General features: G+C 34.8%; 14 protein-coding genes. 5 read left to right on the top strand and 9 right to left on the bottom strand.

Going from position 1 to position 19,531, the window contains the following annotated elements; translation table 11 throughout:
- Nucleotides 1-101 precede the first annotated feature (101 nt).
- The 4 genes from EYY60_RS08440 to EYY60_RS08425 all read left to right on the top strand — a co-directional run bounded on the left by EYY60_RS08440 (nt 102) and on the right by EYY60_RS08425 (nt 8,146).
- Complete coding sequence (locus EYY60_RS08440) at nt 102-3,116, top strand: SusC/RagA family TonB-linked outer membrane protein (RefSeq protein WP_208749457.1); 3,015 nt, start codon at nt 102-104, stop codon at nt 3,114-3,116.
- A gap of 25 nt (nt 3,117-3,141) precedes the next feature.
- Complete coding sequence (locus tag EYY60_RS08435; RefSeq protein WP_132988946.1) at nt 3,142-4,644, top strand: RagB/SusD family nutrient uptake outer membrane protein; 1,503 nt, start codon at nt 3,142-3,144, stop codon at nt 4,642-4,644.
- Between the two features lie 210 nt (nt 4,645-4,854).
- Nucleotides 4,855-6,102: a glycoside hydrolase family 71/99-like protein gene (locus tag EYY60_RS08430; protein ID WP_132988945.1), complete on the top strand. Its 1,248-nt coding sequence runs from the start codon at nt 4,855-4,857 to the stop codon at nt 6,100-6,102.
- A gap of 25 nt (nt 6,103-6,127) precedes the next feature.
- The gene (locus EYY60_RS08425) at nt 6,128-8,146 is read left to right on the top strand and encodes a glycoside hydrolase family 97 protein (protein ID WP_132988944.1); all 2,019 of its coding nucleotides are present in this window, start codon (nt 6,128-6,130) and stop codon (nt 8,144-8,146) included.
- A gap of 309 nt (nt 8,147-8,455) precedes the next feature.
- Here EYY60_RS08425 and EYY60_RS08420 read toward each other — a convergent pair whose 3' ends face one another.
- From EYY60_RS08420 to EYY60_RS08410, 3 genes are all read right to left on the bottom strand, one after another.
- Complete coding sequence (locus EYY60_RS08420; protein ID WP_132988943.1) at nt 8,456-9,373, bottom strand: hypothetical protein; 918 nt, start codon at nt 9,371-9,373, stop codon at nt 8,456-8,458.
- A gap of 379 nt (nt 9,374-9,752) precedes the next feature.
- The gene (locus tag EYY60_RS08415; RefSeq protein ID WP_132988942.1) at nt 9,753-10,187 is read right to left on the bottom strand and encodes a DUF6526 family protein; all 435 of its coding nucleotides are present in this window, start codon (nt 10,185-10,187) and stop codon (nt 9,753-9,755) included.
- 259 nt (nt 10,188-10,446) lie between these two features.
- The gene (locus tag EYY60_RS08410) at nt 10,447-10,941 is read right to left on the bottom strand and encodes a DNA-deoxyinosine glycosylase (protein ID WP_132988941.1); all 495 of its coding nucleotides are present in this window, start codon (nt 10,939-10,941) and stop codon (nt 10,447-10,449) included.
- A gap of 193 nt (nt 10,942-11,134) precedes the next feature.
- On the opposite strand from EYY60_RS08410, the gene EYY60_RS08405 reads away from it, so the two are divergent.
- Entirely contained in the window at nt 11,135-12,145 is a 1,011-nt protein-coding gene (locus EYY60_RS08405) for a helix-turn-helix domain-containing protein (RefSeq protein ID WP_132988940.1), read from the top strand.
- Nucleotides 12,146-12,260: 115 nt separating this feature from the next.
- Here EYY60_RS08405 and EYY60_RS08400 read toward each other — a convergent pair whose 3' ends face one another.
- The 6 genes from EYY60_RS08400 to EYY60_RS08375 form a co-directional block, all read right to left on the bottom strand.
- On the bottom strand, nt 12,261-13,460 hold the full coding sequence (locus tag EYY60_RS08400) for an NAD(P)/FAD-dependent oxidoreductase (protein ID WP_132988939.1): 1,200 nt from the start codon (nt 13,458-13,460) through the stop codon (nt 12,261-12,263).
- Entirely contained in the window at nt 13,457-14,008 is a 552-nt protein-coding gene (locus EYY60_RS08395; RefSeq protein ID WP_132988938.1) for a low affinity iron permease family protein, read from the bottom strand. The genes EYY60_RS08400 and EYY60_RS08395 overlap by 4 nt, the downstream gene beginning before the upstream one ends.
- Before the next feature lie 7 nt (nt 14,009-14,015).
- Nucleotides 14,016-16,835: an AsmA-like C-terminal region-containing protein gene (locus EYY60_RS08390; protein ID WP_132988937.1), complete on the bottom strand. Its 2,820-nt coding sequence runs from the start codon at nt 16,833-16,835 to the stop codon at nt 14,016-14,018.
- Between the two features lie 12 nt (nt 16,836-16,847).
- Entirely contained in the window at nt 16,848-17,678 is an 831-nt protein-coding gene (locus EYY60_RS08385; protein WP_132988936.1) for an MlaD family protein, read from the bottom strand.
- A gap of 183 nt (nt 17,679-17,861) precedes the next feature.
- Nucleotides 17,862-18,641, bottom strand: coding sequence for an ABC transporter ATP-binding protein (locus EYY60_RS08380; protein WP_132988935.1), 780 nt, complete (start codon nt 18,639-18,641; stop codon nt 17,862-17,864).
- A gap of 1 nt (nt 18,642) precedes the next feature.
- On the bottom strand, nt 18,643-19,401 hold the full coding sequence (locus EYY60_RS08375) for an MlaE family ABC transporter permease (RefSeq protein ID WP_132988934.1): 759 nt from the start codon (nt 19,399-19,401) through the stop codon (nt 18,643-18,645).
- Between the last annotated feature and the right edge of the window lie 130 nt (nt 19,402-19,531).

Below are 19,531 nucleotides of genomic sequence, written 5' to 3'. Positions count from 1 at the left end.
ATCAATTCTAATGAAATGAGCATAAACAAAAAGTTGGTCATAAAACCAATATTTGAGATGCGAATTACATATGACCGATAAAAAATAATAAATAGCTACATATGAATAGTAAAAATAAAAGAATAGTCCTGCATCAAATGTGGACTACTAAAACTGCAGTATTCATGATTTTCATGCTTTTTCTTTCGGCAGGAATGTTTGCGCAAGAAAAAAAGCAGATTTCAGGAACTGTGTATGACAATACAGGCACTGTATTGCCAGGAGCTTCGGTAATTGAGGTGGGTACAAAAAATGCAACCACAACAGATTTTGACGGAAAATTCACTTTGACGGTAGCCGTAGGAGGTTCGATCGAAGTTTCATTTATTGGATCAACAAATCAGAAAATACAAATCACTTCAGCAACTAAAAATCTTGATGTTCGTTTGCAAAATGATGGTTATCAATTGGCAGAAGTTCAAGTAGTAGCCGTTGGTTACGGAACTCAAAAGAAAGCTGATTTAACAGGAGCAATTTCAACTGTAAAAGCAGATGATTTAGTAAAAGGAACAATCTCTTCTACAGAGCAGGTTTTGCAAGGAAAAGTAGCTGGTTTAAATGTTATTCGTCCTTCTGGTGATCCAGCGGCGGGTTCTACTTTAAGACTTCGTGGAGGAACATCTTTAACAGCAAGCAACAACCCATTAATTGTAGTTGATGGAATTGCTGGTGTTGATATCAACATTGTACAACCTTCAGATATTAAAACAGTTGATGTTTTAAAAGATGCTTCGGCAACTGCAATTTATGGTTCTAGAGGAGCAAACGGGGTTATCATCATTACAACAAAATCAGGTACAAAAGGTGTTTCTGTTACTTACAGTGGTTTATCAAGTATTGGTTATGTAAATGATAATTTAGATCTTTTATCAGCAAATCAATGGAGAAATTATGTTCGTACTACAGGAAATAAAGATGCAGTTGATTACGGCGCAAATACAGATTGGCAAAAAGCAATTGAGCAAACAGCTATTTCACAATCTCACACTTTAACTATCAATTCAGGTAAAGCTGACAGTGGCTTTAGAACTTCACTTTCATACTTAAACAATGAAGGAGTTATTAAAAATTCTGGTTTAGAAAGACTTAGCGGAAACGTTACAGCATATCAATATCTTGGAGATAATAAAGATGTAAAATTCGACATGGGATTATTTGCTAATATCGATAAATGGCACCCAATTGACTACAGAATATTTGAATATGCTTACAACTTGAATCCAACAATTCCGGTTTATACACCAACAGGAGAATTTTCATCTGTAGCAGGCAATCAATACTACAATCCAGTTGAGCTTTTGACAAACAGAACAGTTGACAATGAAAGACACAGACTTTTAGGCTATTTTAAAACTGAGGTTAAGTTTTTAAATGATTTCCTGGCTGTTGCTAATATTTCTTTAGAACATAATGCAGTTAAAGGAGGTACTTACAAACCAAGTTATGCTGTTCTAGAAGGAACTACAGAAGGTGGTTACGCTCAAAGAACATACGCAGAGTATACAAATGCGCAAGGCGAACTTTATGTAAATTATACTAAAGTGATTGATAAACATAATATTAGCGCGCTTGGAGGATATTCTTATTTAGAAAATATCTATGAAGGTTTTGGAGCGCAAAGAAGTGGTTTCGTAACAGATGCTTTTAGCTACAATAATTTAGGTGCAGGTTACAAATATCGTTTGGGTGATGTGTATTCGTATAAAGGAAAATCAAATTTGGTTTCATTTTATGCTCGTGCCAATTATTCTTATGACGGAAAATATTTGCTGACAGCAACAGTAAGAAGAGACGGTTCAAGCCGTTTTGGAGAAAACAATAAATGGGGAACTTTCCCATCAGCTTCTGTGGCTTGGAAAATTTCAAATGAAGGATTTATGGATGGTACAAAAGGCTGGCTTGACAATTTGAAATTGAGAGTAGGTTATGGTGTAACGGGTAATCAAGATGGAATTGGAGAGTACAAATCGCTTTCTATTTTAGGAGTTGGAAACGACAGTTACTATGATCCAGTTACAGGAACTTGGAGTTTGGCTTATTCGCCACAACAAAATCCAAATCCGGATTTGAAATGGGAATCAACTGAGCAGATAAATGTTGGTTTTGATTTTACGCTTTTCAACAGAATCTCAGGTTCATTTGAGTGGTATTCTAAACAAACAAAAGATTTGTTATACACTTATGAAGTGCCTCAGCCACCTTATTTAGTGGGAACTATGTTGGCAAACGTTGGTGAAATGTCAAACAAAGGAGTTGAGCTTACTTTGAATGCCGATATCATCAAAGGACCAAAATTCAATTGGAATGCTAATTTAACGCTTGGACACAACGTTCAAAAAATCGAAAAACTTTCAAACCCAACGTATAAAACAGATGTTATTTACAGCGGTTCTTTACACGGTTTAGCAGGTATGTCTGGACAATATTCTCAAATTATTGCTGAGGGTTATCCTGTTGGAACTTTCTGGGGATTCAGAAATGCTGGTCTTGATTCAGCTGGTAAAATTCAGTACTACAATGCAGCTGGAGATATCGTTCCAGAAAGCGCTTTAGTTGATGCTGATAAAACAGATTTAGGAAATATTCAGCCAGATTTAACATTAGGAATCGGGATGAACTTTACTTACGGAAAATTTGATCTTGGTATCAGCGGTTACGGAATGTTTGGCCAAAAAGCATTAAATGCAACAAATATGATGCTTAATGATCCAACAAGATTGCCAGCTTACAATGTTCCAGATGATTTCTTGGGAAGCGGTATTACATCAGCGCCTAAATATTCTGATTACTGGATTGAGGATGCTTCGTTCTTCAGACTTCAAACACTTTCTTTTGGTTATACGATGCCTCTTGGTACGCAACAAAAATCAAAACTTAGATTTTATTTAATGGGAGAAAATCTTTTTGTAATTACAGGTTACAAAGGTGTTGATCCAGAAATTGGCTTAAATGCGCAAAATGGAGTAAATGGTGTTATTGATCAAACAGGTTTAGCATCTCCGGGTATCGACAGATATAACAATTATCCTAGACCAACAACAATTTCTGTTGGATTAAATTTCTCGCTAAATAACTAAGCGAATTAACTCAAAAATAGAACAAATGAAAATCAAAATAACAGCAGCAATATTGATAAGCATGCTTTTTACGATATCATGTACAGATTTAAGTGAAGATTTATATGATAAAGTAGAGGATGGAAATTTTGGAAATACTTCCAAAGAAGTTGATGCATTAGTTGGAGGGGCTTATTCTTCTCTACGAGGATTCGCTGACGGAATATCAAACAACTACCCAACTTGTGAGTATGTATTCTTTTTAACTGAAACAGTTTCTGATGAGGCGACAATTCCTACCAGAGGGACAAACTGGTACGATGGCGGTCAATATCAGGATGCACAGAAACATACTTGGAAAGCAGATAACCGAATGATTCTTTCGGCTTGGCGTTACAATTATACTGGGATTGCAAAGATCAATTCGATCATTTATCAAATCGATAAATCGTCTTTGTCTGATACTTCAAAAGCACCAATTTATGCCGAATTAAAAGCTTTGAGAGCTTACTATTACTATAATCTTTTAGATTTATTCGGAAATGTGCCAATTGTAACCAATTTTGAAGACACTTCGCTTCCGTCAAATTCTACAAGAAAACAAGTGTATGATTTTGTCGAAAAAGAATTGACAGATGCTCTTCCACATTTAAATGCAAATGTGGTGTATTCTAAAATGACAAAAAATGTCGCCTATTCTTTATTGGCAAGATTATATCTAAATTCTGAAGCTTTTATTGGAACAGCGCGTTGGCAGGATTGTATTAATATGTGCCAAAAAATTTCGGGTTATTCATTAACGCCAGATTTCTTTGCCAATTTCGCTACTGAGAATCAAAAATCACCAGAAATCATTTTTGCAATTCCTTACGATTCAAAAGCGGGAACTGTTGGAAATTACATGAATTCAATGTCTTGCCACTATTTGCATAAATTAACCGTTTCTGCAACTGGCGATTATCCTTGGAGCGCAAACGGAATGTGTGCACAGCCAGGAGTATTCTCAACTTTTGCTGATACAGATAAAAGAAAAAAATGTATGGTTGCCGGAGATCAAATTAACAAAGCTACAGGACAAGTTATCGTTATGGATAACGGTGAAAAACTAACTTATACTGAAGAAGTGAATAGTGTTGCTGACGCCAAAGAAAACCAAGGAGTTCGTTTAGGAAAATATGAAATGAAAGAAGGAGAAACTTGGGAGCGTGATCATGATTTAGTGGTGATTCGTTATGCCGAAATCTTGATGATGCAAGCAGAATGTTATGTTCGTCTGGGTTCTCCAGATTTGGCTAAACCTTTCCTACAACAAGTTACAGCACGTGCTGGTGAGGAAATGCCAACAACTATTGATCTTGCATTTATCGATAAGGAATTATTGAAGGAATTTACTTTTGAAGGAAGAAGAAGAACAGACAATATTCGTTTTGGAACATTCTTCTTGCCATGGTGGGAAAAAGGAACTACAGAAAAATACAGAGCGATTTTCCCAATTCCTAGCACCGTTTTAACAACAAATAAAAACCTAAAACAGAATCCTGGGTATTAGGTCATTGAATGTCAGTCTTCCATGTTGGTTAGTCGTGGAAGGCTGACATGTTTTAATATTCTCAAGATGATAAAAAAATTATTTCACGCAGATTCTGCAGATTTTGGCAGATTTAATTTAATATAATAAATCTGCGAGAATCTGCTTAAATCTTTTTAAATCTGCGTGAAATAATTCATCCAGAAAGCATAAATAAAAATATTAATTAATATGAAAAGATCTATCACCTTATTGTTTTTCGGGATCGTGAATATTTTGATCGCCGCCGGGTGCAGCGGTGATGATAATAAAGGTCCAGATAAGCCTATAGAGCCAGAAACACTTGCTCCTGTAGCCATTGAAAAAACAAACAGCACCAAAATCTACGTTCATTATATGCCTTGGTTTGAAACCAATGAAAGCAGTGCCGATAAAAAATGGGGATATCACTGGACAATGGCTAACAAAAATCCAAATAATGTAGGAGCAAATAATCGAAGAGAAATTGCATCGTACTATTATCCGCTGATTGGTCCCTATCATTCGGGCGACAAAAATGTGATTGAAAATCATTTATTATTGATGAAATATTCAGGGATTGATGGTGTTTTGATTGATTGGTATGGAACATATGACGTAAACGATTACCGAATGGTAAAAGAAAATACAGAGCAATTAATTGCCATGTTGAGCAAAGTTGGTCTTGAGTATGCGATTGTGTATGAAGACAGAGTAACGACAAATGTTGTAAACGCAGGAAAAGCAATTTCAGTAACCAGCGCAGCAAAAACAGATTTAAGTTATTTGCAGACCAATTGTTTTAATAATGCAAACTACATCAAAATAAACGGGAAACCTTTATTGATGAATTTTGGACCAATTGTATTGCAAACACCTGCAGAATGGACAAATGTTTTTAGCTCATTGACAGCAAAACCTACTTTCCTTACGCTTTGGGATCAATCTGTTGAAGCCGGAGATAATGCTTCTGGAGAATATGCATGGGTTTATAAAAACAGCACTTATTTGACTAATTTTTATACGAATACAAAACCAAAACTTTCAGTAGCAATGGGAAGTGCTTATCCTGGTTTTAAAGATTTTTATGCTGAAGGCGGTGGGGGAGCGGCAATTGGCTGGACAATAGAGCATAATAATGGTGCAACGCTAGACGAAACACTTAATCTGGCTAAAAATGCAAACCTAAGCTACTTGCAATTGATTACTTGGAATGACTTTGGCGAAGGAACCATGTTTGAACCAACAGTTGAATTTGGATACAATTATATCGAAAAAGTGAAAACTTTTGCCGGAGTAAAAAATACCGAATCTTATTTTGCAGATATAAGTAAACTCTATAACCTAAGAATTGAAAAGAAAAGCAGCGCTGACGCTCAGAAAAAATTAGATCAGGCTTTTAATTATTTTGTTTCGATGCAGCCCGCAAAAGCAAAACAAATACTAAGCGAAATAAAATAAGAGTTGTAATTAATACAATTAAATAATGAAAAACATAAAATATAGATACTGCCTGATTGCTTTAGCTTCAATGCTGATTTGCGCTTGCGGTACTAAAAAAACGACCTATAAAATCAGTTCTCCAGGAAAAAACACCGAATTGGTTTTTGAATTAACTCCTTCTGGACAGCCTCAGTACAGCTTTACTTCTAGCGGAAAATCGGTTATTGAACCTTCATTGATGGGATTTGAGTTTCAGGGAATTCAAAAAATGACAGATGGTTTTGAAGTGGTTTCTACTGAAGAAAAAACTGCTGATGAAACTTGGGAACAGCCATGGGGAGAATTCAAAAAAGTGCGCGATCATCATAATGAATTGATCGTTCATTTGAAGGAAGCTAAAGGTGAAGAACGCTTGGTTGATATTATTTTCAGAGTTTTTGATGATGGTGTAGGATTTCGTTATTCTTTCCCAAAACAGCCTCATTTAGGCAAAGTGAAGATTTCGAATGAAATTACACAGTTTACTTTTAAATCAAATAATGATGTTTGGTGGATTCCTGTTCATCGTGAAAATAGCTATTATGAAAGTGAATATCGTAAAACGCCAATTAGTCAAACAGATACTATCAACACGCCGGCAACTTTTGAAACAAAAGAGAAATTGTATGTGGCTATTCACGAAGCAAATTTGACTGATTTTGCCTCAATGACACTTTTAAAAACAAGCGACAAACAATACAAAAGCGATTTAGTGCCTTGGGCTGACGGTGTAAAAGTGTATGCAGAAGCACCTTTTGTTACGCCTTGGAGAACGATTGTTGTTGGAAAAACTCCGGGCGATGTTGCAACTTCGACCATTATGTTGAATTTAAATGAGCCTTCAAAAATTGAAGATCTTTCTTGGATTACGCCATCAAAATATATTGGAATTTGGTGGGGAATGCATTTAGAAAAATTCACTTGGGGACAAGGACCAAAACATGGCGCAACAACAAAAAATACGAAAGAATATATTGATTTTGCTGCGAAAAACAATTTTGACGGCGTTCTGGTTGAAGGCTGGAACGAGGGCTGGGATGGCGACTGGACTGCAGACGGATCTGCATTTAGTTTTGTAAAAGCGTATCCCGATTTTAATTTAGAAGAAATCACAAAATATGCGGCTATAAAAAATGTACGTTTAATTGGGCACCATGAAACAGCAGGCGCTTCAAAACATTATGAAAGCCAATTGGAAGACGCTTTTAAGTTGTACCAAAAAATGGGTGTTAACTCGGTTAAAACGGGTTATGTAAATAAATATTTGGACAAAAAAGAATGGCATGATAGTCAGTATGGAGCGCGTCATTACAGAAAAGTAATCGAAACGGCAGCGAAATATCACATTATGATTGACAATCACGAGCCAATGAAAGGGACAGGGATTCAGCGTACGTATCCAAACTTTATGTCACAAGAAGGCGGAAGAGGACAGGAATACAATGCTTGGTCAGTTGATGGTGGAAATACGCCACAGCATTTAACGACTTTACCGTTTACAAGAATGCTTTCTGGACCTTTTGATTACACGCCAGGAAATTTCAATTTTGATTATAAAACGCCTTCTGGAGCACGAGTGCAAACTACTTTAGCAAATCAATTGGCTTTGTATGTGATTATTTTCAGTCCGTTGCAAATGGCTTCAGACTTGCCTGAAAATTATGTTGGAAAACCTGAATTTCAATTTATAAAAGACGTTCCATGCACGTGGTCTTATACTAAAGTTTTGGATTCAAAAATTGGAGAATATACTACAGTTGCACGTAAGGATTGGGATGAGAAAAACTGGTATTTAGGATCTATTACAAATAAAGATACAAGAGACTTAAAAGTTGATTTGTCATTTTTAGATGCTGGAAAAGAATACGAAGCCACAGTTTATGCTGATGGACCTGGAGCAGATTATAAAACAAATCCATATCCGGTAACGATCTCAAAACAAAAAGTAAATAGCAAGAGTTCAATAAATATCAAATTGGCAGCTGGTGGAGGAACAGCTATAAAATTCACTCTTTTAAATTAATTGAATTAGTTTTCGTTTATTTTAGTTAAGTTTAAGTTTGAGCAGATGAGCCCGATTTCTTTTAAAAGATTTCGGGCTTCTTTATATTTTTTTGTTTCTCCCGAGGCTTCGGGATCAGGTTTCAAGTTTCAGGTTTAACGTTGCGTTGATTTAACCGCAAAGAACGCAAGGTTTTGTTTCTTGCTTAGCTTAATATAAACGCAAAGTTCGCAAAGCTTTATCTAAAAGCTTTGCGAACTTTGCGTAATCTTTTGCGTGCTTTGCGGTTTAAAAAACATAGAACCTTAGCATCTTAGTCACTTAGCAACTTTATTTATGAAGCTGAATATGTTTTCCAAAAGTATAAACAGCCGCTATAGTTGGTCCGTTGTAGCCCCATTTAAAGAAACCGTTTAATCTTTCTTTTTCAGCGTCAACTCTAATGTTTAAGCCTGTAAAGCCTGCTGTTAAACTAAAGTTTTTATAAACGTTATATAATACAGAAAGGTTGTAGCTCAAAAGACGGCCATCGATATCATTTACTTTTATAGCGAAGTAATTGAAATTAGCATAAAGGCCCACTTTTTTGCCTAATACAAATTCTCCCCAAACACCAATATCTGGTAATGGAGCAGTCACACCAAAATCATCACTAAAAGAAACTTGTTGTGTTTGCCCTTCCAAACTCAAACCAACATCTATTAACATTACGTGAGCACCTATTAAAGCACCTATTTCATAAGTTGGTTTTGACACAAACGCGTAGCTGTAATATATTCTAATAATCTGATTGTCAAAAAATGCTGAGACACGACCATCAACTGGATAAGTATGATCACCAAATTCTATATCTTTTTGAAGTACTTTTGTTGATGTTCTGTCTAAATAATAATATTCAGAACCTAGTCTTGATCTTCTTGAAATTCGCCACTCAAAAGTAGCAGCAAATGATTGGGTGTTTTTTTTAAAACCAAGATCTTTTTCAAAATCGATCATATTTCCAAAATCACCATTATTGCTTCCTACTTCAACTTGTGTATTATTTATGGGAAAAAATGCACCGGCCGTAAATTTAAATCGGCGTGCATGCCATGGCAAATCTTCGGGATCATAGTTTTGACCTTCGTCAGATTTTAAAGAGTTGTTTTGTAAGGCGGGTAAAGTTTCGGCTGGAATTTCGGCAGTAGTTTGTGCTTTGGCCAAAAAACAAGAGAAGAAAACTATCATAAAACAAATTAATTTTTTCATTGGATTTAATTTTAGAGTTTTTGATAAATTTTTAACACTTAAAGTTAACAAAAAAAATCATCCATTTTATTTTTTACCGTTTAATATTTAATTAATTCACTTGAATATCAGTTTGATAACTCAAGTTTTGTTTTGTAAACTCTTAAACTTCTTTTGAAAACGGATGCTGCGTGAGGGATAGGAGCAGTCCGCCACTGCGGAGCGGATAGCCCGACAGCTTTTAAAAAAAGGCCTCAATACGCACAAAGCATATTAAGGCCTTTTTTTAAAAGGTGGCACGCCCAGATGATTTTAGATTTTAGATTTTAGATTTTAGATTTTAGATTTTAGATTTTAGATTTTAGATTTTAGATTTTGGATTTTCGACTTTGAAACTATTTTAGACTCTATCATAATCTGCTTTCCAATGAACGATTGCTTTTTTGATAGAGTCGCCCGGAAGATTGTTTTTTAGCGCATCTTGAACAAGTGACAGAAATTCGGCATCGGGAGCAAAACGAAGCGCAAATATTTGATCATCGGTTAATTTGTATTCGAATTCTTCAAATCGTTTTCCGGTTAAAGTAAAATAGCGGTAACGAACTTCGAGTCTTATAATCCTGTTTTGAAGTATTAAAGCGTAATGCTGGCGAAGCATAAAGGCCAAGAAAAACAGAAAAATAAATCCGACGCTGATAAACGACCAAATTAAGGTGTCATTTGTTGTGCAGGCAAAGTAAATGCTGCAGATTAGAAAAAAGATCAGAACAGGGTAATATATAAAATGATGAGGTATGTAGAATCGTATGTGATTGTAATAAGTTTGTACTTTCATAATTATTCTTTTAAGCATTTATATAAAAAAACAAAGCTACCCTAAAAAATTAGAATAGCTTTATTTCTCAAAATAAACTAACATAACCAATGTTTCCTTATATACTCTAAACTTTGCAGTTTTGTACTTCTATTTATTTGAAAAAAGCCTTCATTTCTGTTTAAATTCTTTCTTTTTCGTGGCTTTAATTTCTTGATAGTAAAGTTACTGTGCGAGGGGATCTTTTTGTTATATTTTAAATTTAATTTGTTATATGATTTCAACTGCGGTTTTTTAAAACGGCTATGATTTTCCATTCGGATAATTTGGAATCGAATGATTTTCCTGCGTTTGCTGGACTTGTTGACGGAAGTGTTATTAGCTGATATGTATTTTCTATATGAATATATTTTTTGAAAAATGCATGCGCTTTTTGTCCGTTAAAAAGGATGGTTTTAATATTTGAATGTTGTTTTAAAAAGGTTTCAAAATCATTTGCTATTTCGTTTTTGATCGCGCTGTCCAGACTTCCTACTCGGTCGCAATATTGAAGCACGTCCCAAAGTGCAATTTTATTTTTTTGCAACAGTGTTTTTCTGATTTCATAATCGGTTGAAAAATCTTCTCCTAGAATGGTAAACATGAATTTCCAGAAATTGTTCTGATTGTGTCCGTAATATTGATTCAATTCTAATGATTTTGTGCCGGGCATGGTGCCGAGAATTAGGATTTCAGAATCATTTGTGGAGATTGGAGCGAATGAAAAGCTTTTCATTTTTTTTGAATTAAGAAATTTTTTGTTTGAGTTAAAATTTTCATTCCGAAGTAATTATAAAACAAAACTGAAAAATTATATAACATTTTTCGGGATGACTTGGCCGAACTTTGGAATATTGATTTAAAAAACAACAAGAATAAGTTTTAAGATTAATGTTTGAAATGAAATACCAAATCTAAATATAAGCAAAATGAAAATAGTTACAATACATACAGAGCAAATCAACACTGTTTTTGAGGAATTGAATGCTAATTTTGATGGAAAAATAGCTTTTGATTTTGATGAATACAAATTGGAAATCAATAATAGTTTTGCTCGCGGAACGATTACTGGAGCATCTTTCAATGATAATATTTCATATGTTCAGTTTGATATGACATTTTCAACTCCGGTTCGAATAGATTTTTTGAATGTGATTTCAACTCCTGTTTATTTTGCGTATTGTTCAAAAGGCAGTTTGAGGCATAGCTTTGGAGTTGATGGCGAAGAACGAAAATTTAAAACTTTTCAAACGGCTATTTTGGCTTCCGACCAAAATCAGGATAATATTCTGTTTTTTGAGAAAGACATTAATACAAAACTGACTTTGATTATTGTTGGAACTCAAATAGAACAGGCGTATTTAATGCCTTCTTTAAATCAAAAAGTGAAAGAAACTTTTTTTGAAAATAATGCCATGCAGAATTTTTTTTACATGGGATCCTATAATTTAAAAATTGCAAATAAAATCGAACAACTCAATGCCGTAACACAAACTGGAATTGTAAGGAATTTGTTGAAGGAAGGAATTTTGAAGATTATTTTGGCAATGGAAATTCAGCAGCACAGCGATGATTTAAATGCTTTTTCAAAAGATTCAAATTGTTTGACTTTGAAAGAAATGGAAGAAATCAAAGAACTTTCGGAATTTATAAAATCAAGTCCAGAAGAGCCATTTACGATAAAATCATTGAGTAAAAAATCGGGCTTGTCGCCAAACAAATTGCAAGGAGGATTTAAAATGATTCACGACAGAACAGTGAATGACTACATTACACATATGAGAGTTTTGAAGGCCGAAATTTTAATGCGCACCTCTGACCTTAATATTTCTGAAATTGTATATTGCATAGGATTTACCAGCAGAAGTTACTTCTCGAAAATCTTCAAACAAAAATTTAACTGCAGCCCGAAAGAGTATAAGTTTAATTTGTTGGTCTAGGTCTAAGGGGCAAAGGTCCAGAGGAGCAAAGGGACAAAGGTTGAAGTTCGCTAAAAAAACTTTGTCCCTTTGTTACTTTGTCCCTTTGCACCTAAAAAAAGCTGCAAGCTTTTTTTCAACGTCCGAAACGGTAATACTCTAAATCCATATTTGCCTTATTATTGATCGAATCCAAAATTGAATTCGTGCCAATGATGCTGAAGGTGATTCCGTTGCCGCCAAAACCTAAAACGTAATGTTCATTTTTTTTAGGATCCGGTTTTCCAAAATAGGGAAGACCATCTTTGGTTTCTCCAAAAGTTCCTGCCCAGGAATAATCTATTTTGAAATTGATGTTTGGAAATTTTCTTTTGAAAGAACGCAGCAAAAATTGCTCTTTTTTTGGCATTAGTTTATCACGCTTTTTAGCATCGATAAATTCCTCGTCGCCACCGCCTACAATTAAACGGTTATCTGAAGTTGCTCTAAAATATAAATACGGATTTGAAGTATCCCATAAAATATAATTTTTGAAAACTGCTGGCAAATCTGGCAGACTTTCGGAAGCAATGACATAAGTGCTTTTTAAATCGACAACTTTTTCTTTTAAGGTTTCCGTGCTTTCATAACCAGAACAATGTATGACATGATTTGCAGTTATAAGATTGCCGTTTTCTGTATGAGCAATAAATTTTGTGCCCTGATTTTTTATGGATTCAATATTTGTGCGATCAAAAATTTCCATTCCTTTATTTTTGCAATATATAAGTAAATCTTGCGCCAAATGATATGGATCAACCACCGCGGCGGTTTTTGATTCTATTCCTGCAATCGCCTTTAAACCCATTGTTTCCAATTCCGCTTTTCCGAGCCAATTAACATCAAATCCATGTTGTTTTCTGGCTTTGAATTCATTTTTTAAATACGAAATATCCTTTTTTAGCGTGCAGAAATAAATGCTTTTTTTGAATTCAAATCCACAATCACTTTCTATTGTATCAATAATTCTTCGCAAATCAAAAATGGCTTTTTTACCGTTTATATAGCTATTGATAGCGCAATCTGCTCCACGAAGTTTCATAAGTTCATGCAAAGAAACATCAATTTCGTATTGAAGCAGAGCCGTACTTGCGGCAGTGCTTCCGTTGCAAACATCGCGTCGGTCAACTAGAACAACTTTTCTTTCGTCATTAATCAATTTATAGGCAATTAATGCGCCAGTAATGCCTCCGCCAATAATTAAAATTGGTGTTTCGAGGTCACGATCTAATGACGGATAACTTGCTTTCAGTTCGTTTTTCAAAGGCCAGAAAGTTTCGGTTGAGCGTAGTTTCATTTTTTAGTGTTTTTTGAGGTAGTGGTTAAATTTGTTTTTTTGACTGCTTTGCTTTTTGGTTTGGGTTCAATTTTATTCTTCGTTCTGTTTTCTGATCTATTTTTGTCTTTTCTTGCATGTTGTTCGTGCGCTTCTGCAATGGAATGTGATGTTCTAATGGTTTCATCTTTCTTGGCAAGCTCGCTCAGTCTGCGGTAATATTTTTGAACGATTTCCATTTCTTCTTCCGTCATGCTTTCAATATCGACTAGACTGTTGCTGGAAAATTCGCTTGACGCGACTAATTCATTTAATTTTAGCTGAATTGCCAATGAATCTTTGTTTTGTGCTTTTTGAATCAAGAAAACCATCAAAAATGTGATGATTGTTGTCCCTGTATTGATTACCAATTGCCAGGTTTCTGAATAGTCGAAAAACGGTCCAGAAACCGCCCAGACTACAACAATCAGAAAAGCGATAATAAATGCTGGAGTGCTTCCGGTTGCTTTGCAGACAGCACTAGAAAATCTTTCGAAAGCGCTGTTTTTATTTTGAGTCTTTGTTTTCATTTGAATTTTATTTTTTTGGTTTGCTGACTTTTTCTTCCCGAATTACTTTGTTGTGTTTTTCGTCATAAATGGCTTCGTCAATTTGTTGTCCTGTTTTGCTGAAGATTTTTATTTTAGGTGCTTCGTGTGTTCCGGTAATGACAATCGGAAATCCGATAATTCCAAAAGGCGGAAGCCCAAGACGCATTCTTAAATCCAAAAGACCATCAAAACTGGTTGTGCCTTTAATAGTGGGCCTAAAACTGGCAACAGAAAAAGTAAAAGGTTCAACGCGAATTAAATTATTGTCAATTGTTGAATTGATCTCGATTCCTTTCATGTCTGGATTGTCAAGGCCTTTTTGTCCCGTTTTGGAACTGATTCCGTCAAATAATTTTAAGCCTTTCACTTGAACATCACGAAGATCTATTGTGCCACCTCCTTCGAGTGATTCATAAATCGGACTCATATTTCCATCTACATCTCCTTTGACTTTATAATCTACAGAAATAATTCCCTGCGCTTTTTCAGCTACCGTTACCATATCATGAAACATCGGAATTTCTTTGTAAGCTCTTTGAACGCTAAAATCCTTGGCCGTAAAATGAGCATCAAAATGAGCAGAAGTCGGCGATTCATCTTTATAAGAAGCATCAATTCCGAGAATACAATCAATAATATTGAAAGTGGCTTTTTCCAAATAAAAACCTTCTTTTTTAATTCCAACTTTTCCTGAAAGTTTGTTTAAGATTAATCCGTTGTATTCTACTTTGTCTGCATTTGCGGTTAAGGACACATTTAAGTTTTTCGGAACAATAACTACACCGCTCATTTTTGGATGATCTTCTTTGGCATATTCTACCTCAATATTTCGGTCTTTATTTTCACCTTTTTCGAGCGCCATAAATTCATCCACATTAATCAATTTAGATTTCATGTTGAAATTCCCGCTCAAAGTTCCGTGCGATTCCAAGAAATAGTTGATTGTGTTTAAAAGATATCCGTTAATATCAAAATCTGATTTTCCATAAGAAGCATTGAATTTTTCAAACCACATTTTTTCGTTCTGAAAACGGAAATTTCCTTGTTTGATAAAAAATGCTTTTGGAAAAAGTTCAGAAGTTGCTTTTATGTTTTTCAGCAGAATTGTTCCTCGGTTATCCAGTTTATTATATTGTCCAGTCGTAGCATAACTTTGTTTTCCTTTAAGCGAAAGATCGGCTTTTGCATAACCTGTTATGTCAACTCCTTTTTGAGAGAAAACCTGGTAAATACGGCCAACATTAAGTTCGCCTTTGATTTTTGCGTTATAAGCCAAATCATTAAAATCAGAAAGTGTTGCATTTACATACATTGGATTTCCTTCGAAAACAAAGGAAGCAGGAGCAACAGCAACAATTAAATCTTGGTAAGTTCCGGCTTTATTGAGCACATTGGCTACGAGAGTAATGTTGGTAATTGGGTTAGGATAGGAGTCGGTTTTGAGCCAGCCGTTATGCAGTGCAATTCCGCCAATAGTTTTTGGGAACAGTTTTTTTGAAGTGCTAAAAATTCCTTTCGCCTGAATATTAGTTTTTAAAATTCCTTTTAATTCTAAAGAATTCAATCCTAATGCGGCATCGACAACCGCAAGATCCAAAGCGCCTTTTACGCTAGCATCGATTGCCATTTCATTAAAACCTTTGCTGTGCAAATAAGCGTTGAAATAGTCTTTTTCACCAACCTTAAATTTAAAAGTGCGAAGGTTTACCAACAATTTTTCCATATCCAAATCGGGCAGAATTGCATTTAAATCCATTTGGAAATCTGTTAGCGGAACAGGTGCATTTTTATAGTTTACCGCGCCATTATTAATTTTTAGGTTAAAGGCTAAATTTGGCTTTTGCTTTTTTGCCACATTATAATTTCCTTTAAAAGTAAAAAGCAGATCGCTTCGACCTGAAATTTCAGTTTTTTCCAACCATGTCAAATATTCTGGTGGCATTACAGAAAGCAAATCTTTTACAGTTGTGTTTTCTGAAGCCGCTTTGATATTGATTTTGTACCCATCTTTTAAAATCGTAAAAAGCCCTGTAAATTTTAAGGGCAGTTTATTGATATGAAGCTCATTTTTTTGGAGAATAAAAGACAGCGAGTGTGTGTTGATTCGGGTTATTAAATCTGCGCTTACATTTTTTCTTCGTAAATAACCGGTTCGGTCATAAAAGAAATCAAGATTGTCAATTTGGGCATTGGTGCTCAAATCAAAAATATCTTCGCTCAGATTTCCCTTTCCAACATAATTGAAACCTTTGGCATCAACTAGTACTTTCGCAGAGCGATCATTGTATTTGACATGGCAATTTTTTAGATCTATTCGTTCTAACCGAATTGCTGTTCCTTCTTCGGGTGCGTTTGGATCGTTTTTTTCTTCTTTTCGATCTTCTGGTGCGATATAAATATTATAATTGGCTTGTCCTTTTTGATTGACCATTATATTGATCAAAGCATCAGAAACATACAATTTGTTGATTTTAACTTCGTTGTCGAAAATCAGTCTTTTTAAATTTATTCCGAATGCAATTTGATCTGCTTTTAGCAAAGTATCATTTCTAAAAGGAGCTGAACCCGTCATTGATAAATTGTCAAGGGAAACTGTCAATGACGGAAAATGAGTAAAAAATGAAAGTTTAGATTTCGAAAAATCCAATTTAGTATCTAAACGTTCATTGGCTATTTTTTTAACTTCGGATGCAACTTTTCCTGGGAATAAAAGCGGAATCAAAAAAAGTAATAATAAGATTCCTGCTATTGATATTCCTGACCATTTGAGAATTTTAAGGCTTATATTTTTATATGAAGTTTTCATGGCGTAGAAATTTTATTGTTTTTTTTCAGGCTCTTTTTTAGCTTCTTCGGCTTTTTGTTTGTCCTGTTTTTCTTTTTCTTCTTTAGCTTTTTCTTGTTTTTCCTTTTCTTCTTTAGCGGCTTTTTCTTGCTGTTCTTCCTGCTTCTCTTTAATTTCTTCTTGCTTTTTAGCTTTTTCTTTCTCTTTTTTCTTGAAGTAGCCTCTAAAAAGGAAATTGCTTTTCGCAGCCTCCATATTTTCGCTGAAACCTTTAGTGCCATTTTCTAAGTTCGAAAGTGTATTTGTAACGCTGTTTGCCATTTTATCATCTCTTACCAATCTTGCTAAAGCGCCGTTTCCGTTGTTCATACTGTGACTGAAAATGGCTAATTCCTCAGAAATTACGCCCACATTATCAACACTTTTTTTGACGCTTTTCATGATATCGTTCATTTCAATTCCGTCAATTGAAGCAATAACACCATTGTCTTCAATAATTTTATTTGATTTGGCGCCAGGCGAAATAGTTAAAACTTTGTCGCCCATTAATCCGTCAGACCCGATGCCTGCACGGGCATCGGTTTTTATAAATTTTCGTACTTCGTCTTTGATGACCATTGAAACAATTACCGAAGAATCATTAATAATCCTGATTTCTTCAACAGTTCCAATATTGATTCCAGAAAAACGAACATTATTCCCGACTTCTAAACCACTTACGGTTTTAAATTTTGATGAAATGTGAAAAGTTTGGCCAAATAGGTTTTTTTGTTTTCCAATAAAATAAATGGCCATAATGAAAAGCAACAGTCCAACTGATACAAACATTCCTAATTTCCAAGTATATCCAGATTCCTTTTCCATGATTTCTACAATTTATTTTGCTTAACTAATTAGGTATCACTTTTAAATTTTTAAACACATAAGAACATAGATTTCGAAAACTTATAAAGGCGTTTCACTTATTTGTAGAAACAAGTTTCTTTTTATTATTCTTAAAACATAATCAAGCCTATGTTTCTATGTGTTATAATCGTTTTTTTATTTTTATTCAAAAAATGAGCGCACCCATTCGTCTTCATCTTTTTCTAATTCTTCATAGGTTCCTTCGGCATGAATAACGCCATCTTTCAAAACCATAATTCGGTCGGCAGTCATTTTGGCGCAGGCCATATCGTGCGTAATGATTATTGATGATGTTTTTTGTTTGTGCTTTATGTCCAAAATCAATTCACTGATTTCTCTTGATGTGATGGTATCCAGTCCCGTTGTGGGTTCGTCATATAAAATGATTTCGGGCTTTAAAATCAGTGTTCTTGCCAATCCAATTCTTTTTCGCATTCCGCCAGATAATTCTGCAGGCATTTTATCTATAGCATCGCTTAAGCCAACATTTTCAAGTGCTTCTAAAACTTCATTTTCTAAGTCCTCAGCGCTCAAATCTCTTTTGTGTGCCCGAAGTGTAAAAGCGAGATTTTCTCTCACTGACATCGAATCGTATAAAGCAGCACTTTGGAATAAAAAACCAATTTTGACTCTTATTTTATTGAGTTCGCTTTTGCTGAGATTCAATACATTTTCATCAAAAACTTTTATTTCGCCCTGATCCGGTTCAATCAACCCAACGATGCACTTTATCGTAACTGATTTTCCCGAACCTGATCGTCCTAAAATGACTAAATCTTCGCCTTTATTGACTGACAGATTTACGCCTTTTAAAACCTCATTTTCGGCACCAAAAGTTTTGTGCAAATTCTTGATTTCAATAATTGGAATCTGCTTTTTGTCTTTTGTCTTTGAATCGATATTTTTCTTTTCCTTAATCATTTTAAAAAAATAAATCGGTTATCTGAACGGCAACCATGTCGATAATAAATATGCTTAGAGAAGCCGTAACTACCGCCGAGTTTGCAGCGCGTCCCACACTTTCAGTTCCATTTGCAGCGCTAAAACCTTTAAAACAGCCAATCATTCCGATGAAGAAACCGAAGAAAAAAGTTTTGATTGTTGCCGGAATAACATCTAAAAATTCCAATGATTGTACAATCTGTGCTAAATAACGACGAAAGGTCACATCTCCATGAATATTGATTCCGACATAACCGCCTACAATTCCTATTGCATCTGCAAAAAACACCAATATGGGAACCATTAAAGTACAGGCCAAAATTCGTGTTACAACTAAATAATTATAAGGATTGATAGCCGAAACTTCCATAGCATCAATTTGTTCAGTCACTTTCATAGAGCCAAGCTCCGCGCCAATTCCTGATGAAATTTTTCCTGCACAAATTAGTGCTGTAATTACAGGAGCGATTTCCCTAATGAGTGAAAGTGCAACCATTCCCGGAAGCCAGCTTTCAGCACCAAAGGTTACTAGAGTAGGTCTCGACTGAATGGTTAGGACCAAACCCATAATAAAACCGGTTATAGCAACTAAAGGGAAAGATTTATAACCAATGACATAACATTGTTTCAAGAACTCTTTTCCTTCATATGGAGGAATCAAAAGTTCCTTAAAAAATCGCGATGCAAATAGTGTTGCACTTCCAATTTGTGAGAATGTATTTTTTAAGATGAGAATCAAAATAATGCCTTTTAAAGTTCTAAAATTCCTTGCAAATCAGTTTTTTAACAGTTTTATATTCGTTTTCTAAAATATAGATGAAAGTTACCTTAATACTTGTTAAAATCTTTTACAGAACTTTTTTGGAAGC

It is taken from the genome of Flavobacterium zhairuonense (genome assembly GCF_004352915.1).
Taxonomy (GTDB): domain Bacteria; phylum Bacteroidota; class Bacteroidia; order Flavobacteriales; family Flavobacteriaceae; genus Flavobacterium; species Flavobacterium zhairuonense.
Note: the sequence above shows the minus strand (reverse complement) of the source record. Positions and strands in the feature narration are given on the sequence as shown.

What these genes read in the sequence shown, in the direction of transcription:
- EYY60_RS08440 (WP_208749457.1), top strand. Translation starts at nt 102, where the DNA reads ATGAATAGTAAAAATAAAAGAATAGTCCTGCATCAAATGTGGACTACT.
- EYY60_RS08435 (WP_132988946.1), top strand. Translation starts at nt 3,142, where the DNA reads ATGAAAATCAAAATAACAGCAGCAATATTGATAAGCATGCTTTTTACG.
- EYY60_RS08430 (WP_132988945.1), top strand. Translation starts at nt 4,855, where the DNA reads ATGAAAAGATCTATCACCTTATTGTTTTTCGGGATCGTGAATATTTTG.
- EYY60_RS08425 (WP_132988944.1), top strand. Translation starts at nt 6,128, where the DNA reads ATGAAAAACATAAAATATAGATACTGCCTGATTGCTTTAGCTTCAATG.
- EYY60_RS08420 (WP_132988943.1), bottom strand. Translation starts at nt 9,373, where the DNA reads ATGAAAAAATTAATTTGTTTTATGATAGTTTTCTTCTCTTGTTTTTTG.
- EYY60_RS08415 (WP_132988942.1), bottom strand. Translation starts at nt 10,187, where the DNA reads ATGAAAGTACAAACTTATTACAATCACATACGATTCTACATACCTCAT.
- EYY60_RS08410 (WP_132988941.1), bottom strand. Translation starts at nt 10,941, where the DNA reads ATGAAAAGCTTTTCATTCGCTCCAATCTCCACAAATGATTCTGAAATC.
- EYY60_RS08405 (WP_132988940.1), top strand. Translation starts at nt 11,135, where the DNA reads ATGAAAATAGTTACAATACATACAGAGCAAATCAACACTGTTTTTGAG.
- EYY60_RS08400 (WP_132988939.1), bottom strand. Translation starts at nt 13,460, where the DNA reads ATGAAACTACGCTCAACCGAAACTTTCTGGCCTTTGAAAAACGAACTG.
- EYY60_RS08395 (WP_132988938.1), bottom strand. Translation starts at nt 14,008, where the DNA reads ATGAAAACAAAGACTCAAAATAAAAACAGCGCTTTCGAAAGATTTTCT.
- EYY60_RS08390 (WP_132988937.1), bottom strand. Translation starts at nt 16,835, where the DNA reads ATGAAAACTTCATATAAAAATATAAGCCTTAAAATTCTCAAATGGTCA.
- EYY60_RS08385 (WP_132988936.1), bottom strand. Translation starts at nt 17,678, where the DNA reads ATGGAAAAGGAATCTGGATATACTTGGAAATTAGGAATGTTTGTATCA.
- EYY60_RS08380 (WP_132988935.1), bottom strand. Translation starts at nt 18,641, where the DNA reads ATGATTAAGGAAAAGAAAAATATCGATTCAAAGACAAAAGACAAAAAG.